Origin of the sequence: Actinophytocola sp. (assembly GCF_050699915.1) — a bacterium.
In the GTDB taxonomy this organism is placed as follows: Bacteria; Actinomycetota; Actinomycetes; order Mycobacteriales; family Pseudonocardiaceae; genus Actinophytocola.
Genome location: NZ_JBOHGA010000305.1, coordinates 1 through 6,025, shown reverse-complemented (window position 1 = coordinate 6,025; position 6,025 = coordinate 1). Strand labels below are relative to the sequence as shown.

Below are 6,025 nucleotides of genomic sequence, written 5' to 3'. Positions count from 1 at the left end.
GGCGCGGCGTGCCGTGCTCGCCGACGTGCCGGCCCCGGTCCTCTACCGCGACCTGGTCGGCGAGGCACACCTGCCGGCCCGGCTGGTCGCGGACCTGCCGAACTTCCACTGGGACGGCGGCACGGTCAAGGTCGACTGGGCCCTGTCCGGGCCGGTTCCCTGGGCGGCGGAGGAGGTCGGCCGCGCGGGCACCGTGCACCTGGGCGCGGACCTCGACGGGATGTCCGGGTTCGCCACCGACCTCGCGTGCGGGCGGGTGCCGCGTGCGCCGTTCCTCCTGCTGGGGCAGATGACGACCGCGGACCCGTCGCGCTCGCCGGCCGGGACCGAGTCGGTGTGGGCGTACACGCACGTGCCGCGCGGCCAGGAGTGGTCGCAGAGCCGGCTGCGGCGACGGGCGGACCGGATGGAGCAGGTGGTCGAGGACGTCGCGCCGGGCTTCCGGGACCGGATCGTCGGTCGGGCCGTCGCCGGGCCGGCCGAGCTGGCGGCGCACAACTCGAGCCTGGTCGGCGGCGCGATAAACGGGGGCACCGCGGCCATCCACCAGCAGCTGGTGTTCCGCCCGGTGCCGGGCCTCGGCCGGGCGGACACCCCGGTCGATCGGCTGTACCTGGCCGGCGCGTCGGCCCACCCGGGCGGCGGCGTCCACGGCGCGCCGGGCTCCAACGCGGCCCGAGCGGCGCTTGCCCGAGACGGCCACCTCGGCGTGGGCTACGGCACGCTGATCCGCTCGCTGCACCGCGCCCTGTACCGCTGACCTGGTGTGATCCGTCACCGTACGGGTGATCGCGGGGCCGGGCGGGTTTCGCCGGCGCGATCGCGGGCAGCCCGACCGGACGGAACCCGCAGGGGAGAGGAGTGCCAGATGGGCATGTTCGACAAGGCCAAGGACAAGGCAGAGCAGGTCGCCGGTGACGCCAAGGAGCGGATGGGCCGCGCGACCGACAACGAGGACATGGAGAACGCCGGCAAGCGCGACCAGCTCAGCGGCGAGGCCAAGGAGACCGGCCACGACCTGCGTGACAAGGCCGCCGGCGCGACCCAGGACGCGAAGGAGCGCCTGCGCGGCGAGTAGCGGTGTCGAGGTGGAGGAGGCCGGCGGGTGACCGCCGGCCTCCTCTCCGTTCTCACTCGGCCCGGGCGAGCACGACCGGCTGGTGGTAGCCGGTCTCCGCCGGCTCGAGCCAGGTGATCTCGCCGAACCCGCCGGCCGCGAGCGCCGCGGTCAGCTCCGCCCGGCGCAGCGCGCGGTAGGTCGTCGAGCGGACCGCCGCGGTCCACCCGTCCTCCTCCTGTCGCAGGACGAACAGGTTGATCTCCATCTGCCGCCGGTCGTCGGTCCACTGCCACGCCTGCCCGACGATGCGCCGCTCGCCCCCGGCCTCGTGGACCGCCGGCATGACTCCGGCCGTGCCGTCCCGGAGGAGCGCCTCGTAGTCGCGGATGCTCGCGAGGAAGAGCCCGCCGGCGGCGAGGCAGCCCCGGATCGACCGCACGGCGGCGGCCAGGTCGTCGTCGGTGAGCAGGTGCGGCAGCGAGTTGTCGCAGGAGAGCACGGCGTCGACCCGAACCCGGGGCAGGGCACGGACATCGGCCACGTCGAGCCGGACGTCGATGCCGCGCTCGCGCGCCTCGGCCCGGGCCCGCTCGATCGCGGAGGCGCTCAGGTCCGAGCCGGTCACCCGGAACCCCAGGGCGGCCAGCGGAAGTGCCTGCGTGCCGATGCCGCAGGTGCAGTCGAACACGGTGGCGGGCGGGTCCGTCCCGGCGCGGTGCAGGAGTTCGGCGAGCACGTCGCCCTGCCGGGTCGCGCTGGCCCACCAGTCGCGGAAGATCAGGTGGTAGTCGGCGGCGAGCTCGTCGTAGAAGGCGCGCGGGCCGGACACCGACGCTACTTTCCGTTTTGTTGGTACCCGTGGGGGAGCAGCACGGCGACGTTGGCGATCTCGTCGAGGAGGGCTTCGGTCTGCTGGCTGCCGGCCACCGGTTCGGCGTCCGCGGACACCGCCGTCTTGCCGACCTGGCGGGAGCGGTGGTGGTTGCCGCTGAGGGTGACGTTCCGGATGCCGACCGTCGAGCCGGGCAGCGGGTTGATCTGGCCGGCGCCCGGGGTGTCGTCGAGCTGGCGGAACTGCCTCGCCTGCGGCGCGCTGCGGAAGTCGACCCAGGCCACCGCGACCGCGATCCGGCCGCCCCGGCCGTCGCGGATGGTGAACAACAGGCGGTCCATCGAGCGGCACGGGGTGCGTAACAGGTACTGGCGCACCTGGCCGGTGGCGAACGCCGCGCAGTTGACGCTGTGCCGCTGTCCCCGCGGGCCGGCGGTCATGCCCAGGTGCTGTAAGGCGCCGTTGAGGTTTCCCTGGCTCGCCGCCAGCTTGCTCGCCGCGAGGCGGGCGGCGAAGGAGTTGACGACGACCTGGCCCGAGCCGGTACCGGTGCTGGATGCCGACCCGCTGCTGTCCTCGTCGGCCGACGCCACGGCGAGGGCGAGCACGCCGGCCATGAGGATCATGCCGGCGCCCTTCCCCTTGGCCATGACCATCCTTTCGTCGGTGTGCCTCTTTCTAACGGTCGACGGCCTCGAAAGGCGACGGATCGACGAACAAAGCGTCCGAATGGCCGATCGGGATCTTGCCGAACCGACCCGTGAGTAACATCCGCGCCCAGTTCCGCGACGTATCGCTCGTGGAAGCCGCGGATGGGGAGTTTGCCCAGCTCATGGCGCTGTTCGCGGCGTGGCGAGCGGACATCGACGCGGAGCCGTTCGCCTACTCCGACGAAGAGCTGCTGCGTACGTTGGATCGTGGCCCGGTCTGCTCGCGGCTCGACCACCGAGCGACCCCGCGCGCGTCCCGCGCCGGGCTGGAACCGCCCTGTCCACACCGGACCTAGCGACAATTCGTCCGTTCCGCGGCTGCCGGCCGGATAAGCGGCCGCCACGCCTCGTCACCGATCGACCGCTGCCGGTGCAGCATTTCCGGTGGGGACCCGGGAATTCAACTCTTCTTTGCGCGCGGGCGGCGCTTGGCTACCCCGTTGGTCGCCGGCCGTGCCTTGTCGTCGGCCTGTGCCTGGCGGTATGACTCGGCGACATGCGAGGGAATGCGACCGCGCGCGGCGAGCTCGATGCCGTTCGCCTGCGCCCATTCCCGAATCGCGCCGGCGTCGTTGTTCGCCCCGCCGCCCTGACCCGGGCGGGCCCCGCGCCTGACCCGGCCACCGGTCCGGCGGGCCGAGCCGACGTAGTCGGCGAGCATGTCCCGGAGTCGATCTGCGTTGGTTCCGGAGAGATCGATCTCATATGTCACGCCGTCCAACCCGAACTGGACGGTCGTGACGTCGTCCGAACTTGTGCCGTCCAGGTCGTCAATGAGCTGGACAAGGACCTTCTGTGCCATGGCTGTACTCCTGGTCGAGGTTAGATGCGTGCAGACCAAGTGGTTTGTTGGTCCGCACGGTATCTCACCGATGCCTGTCGTGTCATGAGTCGGTCGACCTGCTCGCCCAACTGTTTCGGAAATTGTCTGGTTCGAACAAAATGGAAACGGTCGGGCGGATTCCCCGAAACCACTCGGGAGGCAGGAGCCGCCCGGTAGCCGGCCCTGACTCCATAATGCGCCGAGTTGCCGATGCCATTCGGGTGGTTTCCACCCCGACGCCCGCCGCGGCGGGCGAGTCGGCCATCATCGGGGGATGGGCGAACAGCTGACCGGTGCGATCCGGTTGCCCGACGGGGCGTGGGTGCGTGGTCGCGGCCTGCGCCTGCCGACCCCGGCCGGGCCGGTGCCCGAACTCGGCCTCTACCTCGGCTCGCGCCGGCTCTGGGCGCGTCACCGCGAGGCGCTCGGCTGGCCGCAGCGGTGGCTCGACTGGCCGGACTTCCTGCTGCCCCGCGACCGGGACCTCGCCGTCGGGCAGATTCGAGCCCTGCACGAGCTCGCCCGCGCGGGCCGGCGGGTCGAGGTCGCCTGTGGCGGCGGGGTCGGCCGCACCGGCACGGTCGTCGCCTGCCTCGCCGTCCTCGCCGGCGTCCCCGCGAGCGAGGCGGTCGGCTGGACGCGGGCGCACTACCGGGAGGGCGCGGTCGAGACGCCGTGGCAGCGTGCCTGGGTGCGCCGCTTCCCGACCGAAACTGTCAGGGGTCCCGCGTAGCGTCGCCGGCGTGACTAGTGCAGAGCTGCTCATCGACGCCTTCGACCGGATCCGCGACGAGGTGCGCGAGGCCGTGCGGGGCCTGACGCCCGACGAGCTCGCCTACCGCGTCGACGAGGACGCCAACTCGATCGCCTGGCTGGTGTGGCACCTGACCCGCGTCCAGGACGACCACGTCGCCGAGGTCGCCGGCACCGACCAGGTGTGGACCTCCGCCGGCTGGGCCGAGCGGTTCGACCTGCCGTTCGAGCCGGGCGCGACGGGGTACGGCCACAGCTCGGCCGACGTGGCGAAGGTGCGGGCTGACGCAGAGTTACTCGTCGGGTACTACGAGGCCACCCACGAACGGACCCTCGCCTACGTCGCCACGCTGTCCGGCGACGACCTGCCGCGCGTCGTGGACCGGAACTGGGACCCGCCGGTGACGCTGGGCGTGCGGCTGGTCAGCGTGGTGTCCGACGACCTCGCGCACGTCGGCCAGGCGGCGTTCGTCCGCGGCCTGCTGGAGCGACGCCCGCCCCTCGTTCGATGACTACTCACCGTAATGGCAATTTCGCCTAAATGGGACGTGTATTGGTAAACGAGATGAACTAGTGATTGATCCGTAACGGCATGCCGGCATATCTCGAATCAAGGTTCGGGCCCGTTTCGCGGGCCCGCCGCTCGTCGGGGTCCGACTCGAAGAGAGGTCTGCCTATGCGTGCTACCAGGTCTCGTTTCGCTGCCGCGCTCGTCGCGGCCGGCACCGTGTGTTCCATTCTGGTCACTCCGGGAACCGCTGTTGCGCATTCCGGAATGACGACCGTCGCGGGTGGACTCGACAGTCCGCGCGGTCTCGCATTCGGGCCGGACGGATCACTCTACGTGGCCGAGGCTGGAACTGGTGGCAGCGGACCGTGCTTCACGGGACCCGAGGGCGGCACGGTGTGCTTCGGCGTCAGCGGGGCCATCAGCAAGATCGGCCACGGCACGGCGTGGCGGGTCGTCAAGGGTCTGCCGTCGATCGGCGACCAGGGCACGGGCGCGAACGCGATCGGCCCGTCGGACGTCTCGTTCCGCGGTCGCGACCTGTACTTCACGGTCGGGCTCGGGGCCGACCCGGCGCTGCGGGCGAGCCTGCCGCGGCTCGCGAAGCAGGCCAGCGGCTGGCTGCTGCGCGACAAGAAGCACGGGAGCCTCCGCCAGGTCGCGGACATCGCGGGCTTCGAGGCGCGGGCGAACCCGGACGGTGGGCTGCCGGACAGCAACCCGCAGTCGGTGCTGCAGTCGGGCAGCGGCCAGGTCGTGGCCGACGCCGGCGGCAACTCGCTGGTGCGCGTGTCGTCGTCGGGGCGGGTGTCGACGGTGGCCACGTTCCCGGACCGGCTCGTGGACGCTCCGCCGTTCCTCGGCCTGCCGCCGGGGACGAAGATCCCGATGCAGGCCGTGCCGACGTCGGTCGTGCGCGGTCCGGACGGGGCGTACTACGTCGGTTCCCTCACCGGGTTCCCGTTCCAGGTGGGCGGGGCGCTGGTGTACCGCGTGGTACCGGGCAAGGCCCCGACCGTGTACGCCGGCGGCTTCACCAACATCATCGACATCGCGTTCGGCCCGGACCGCAAGCTGTACGTGCTCGAGATCGCGCACAACAGCCTGCTCTCCGGCGACCGACCGGCGCGTTGATCAAGGTGGGGCGCAAGGGGTCGCACCAGATCGTGGCCAGCGCCGGACTGAACACCCCGGGCGGCCTCGCGATCAAGGGCCGGTCCGCGTACGTGTCGAACTGCGGCACGTGCCCCGACACGGGCTCCGTCGTGCGGATCCCGCTGCACTGAGACTGACCGAGGGAGGAGACGCCGCGCCCGGCCACCGTCACGGTGGCCGGGCG

Annotated in this window: 10 protein-coding genes; 7 read left to right on the top strand and 3 right to left on the bottom strand. The window is 71.9% G+C overall.

Translation table 11 applies throughout. The annotated features are described in order from the left end of the window. Positions 1-760: phytoene desaturase family protein (locus ACRDSK_RS30980; RefSeq protein WP_431444943.1), on the top strand; the 760-nt coding region annotated here is incomplete at its 5' end. 108 nt (positions 761-868) lie between these two features. Next, positions 869-1,078 carry a CsbD family protein gene (locus ACRDSK_RS30975; RefSeq protein ID WP_431444942.1) on the top strand — a complete coding sequence of 70 codons (210 nt, stop codon included), beginning with the start codon at positions 869-871 and terminating at the stop codon, positions 1,076-1,078. A 52-nt stretch (positions 1,079-1,130) separates the two neighbouring features. Here the strand turns inward: ACRDSK_RS30975 and ACRDSK_RS30970 are convergent, their stop codons facing one another. Together ACRDSK_RS30970 and ACRDSK_RS30965 are read right to left on the bottom strand one after the other, a co-directional pair. After that, positions 1,131-1,889, bottom strand: a complete 759-nt coding sequence (locus tag ACRDSK_RS30970) for a class I SAM-dependent DNA methyltransferase (protein ID WP_431444941.1) — start codon at positions 1,887-1,889, stop codon at positions 1,131-1,133. Positions 1,890-1,894: 5 nt separating this feature from the next. Next, complete coding sequence (locus ACRDSK_RS30965; RefSeq protein WP_431444940.1) at positions 1,895-2,542, bottom strand: hypothetical protein; 648 nt, start codon at positions 2,540-2,542, stop codon at positions 1,895-1,897. Positions 2,543-2,652: 110 nt separating this feature from the next. Here ACRDSK_RS30965 and ACRDSK_RS30960 point away from each other — a divergent pair, with 110 nt between their 5' ends. Next, positions 2,653-2,898 carry a hypothetical protein gene (locus ACRDSK_RS30960; protein ID WP_431444939.1) on the top strand — a complete coding sequence of 82 codons (246 nt, stop codon included), beginning with the start codon at positions 2,653-2,655 and terminating at the stop codon, positions 2,896-2,898. Between the two features lie 104 nt (positions 2,899-3,002). On the opposite strand, the gene ACRDSK_RS30955 is transcribed toward ACRDSK_RS30960, so the two are convergent. Next, positions 3,003-3,404, bottom strand: coding sequence for a histone-like nucleoid-structuring protein Lsr2 (locus tag ACRDSK_RS30955; protein ID WP_431444938.1), 402 nt, complete (start codon positions 3,402-3,404; stop codon positions 3,003-3,005). Positions 3,405-3,699: 295 nt separating this feature from the next. Between ACRDSK_RS30955 and ACRDSK_RS30950 the strand changes: the two genes are divergently transcribed. The 4 genes from ACRDSK_RS30950 to ACRDSK_RS30935 all read left to right on the top strand — a co-directional run bounded on the left by ACRDSK_RS30950 (position 3,700) and on the right by ACRDSK_RS30935 (position 5,972). Next, on the top strand, positions 3,700-4,158 hold the full coding sequence (locus ACRDSK_RS30950) for a protein-tyrosine phosphatase family protein (protein ID WP_431444937.1): 459 nt from the start codon (positions 3,700-3,702) through the stop codon (positions 4,156-4,158). 10 nt (positions 4,159-4,168) lie between these two features. Next, entirely contained in the window at positions 4,169-4,690 is a 522-nt protein-coding gene (locus ACRDSK_RS30945; RefSeq protein ID WP_431444936.1) for a mycothiol transferase, read from the top strand. Between the two features lie 80 nt (positions 4,691-4,770). After that, on the top strand, positions 4,771-5,820 hold the full coding sequence (locus ACRDSK_RS30940; protein WP_431444935.1) for a ScyD/ScyE family protein: 1,050 nt from the start codon (positions 4,771-4,773) through the stop codon (positions 5,818-5,820). Positions 5,821-5,825: 5 nt separating this feature from the next. Beyond that, entirely contained in the window at positions 5,826-5,972 is a 147-nt protein-coding gene (locus tag ACRDSK_RS30935) for a hypothetical protein (RefSeq protein WP_431444934.1), read from the top strand. Positions 5,973-6,025: the final 53 nt, after the last annotated feature.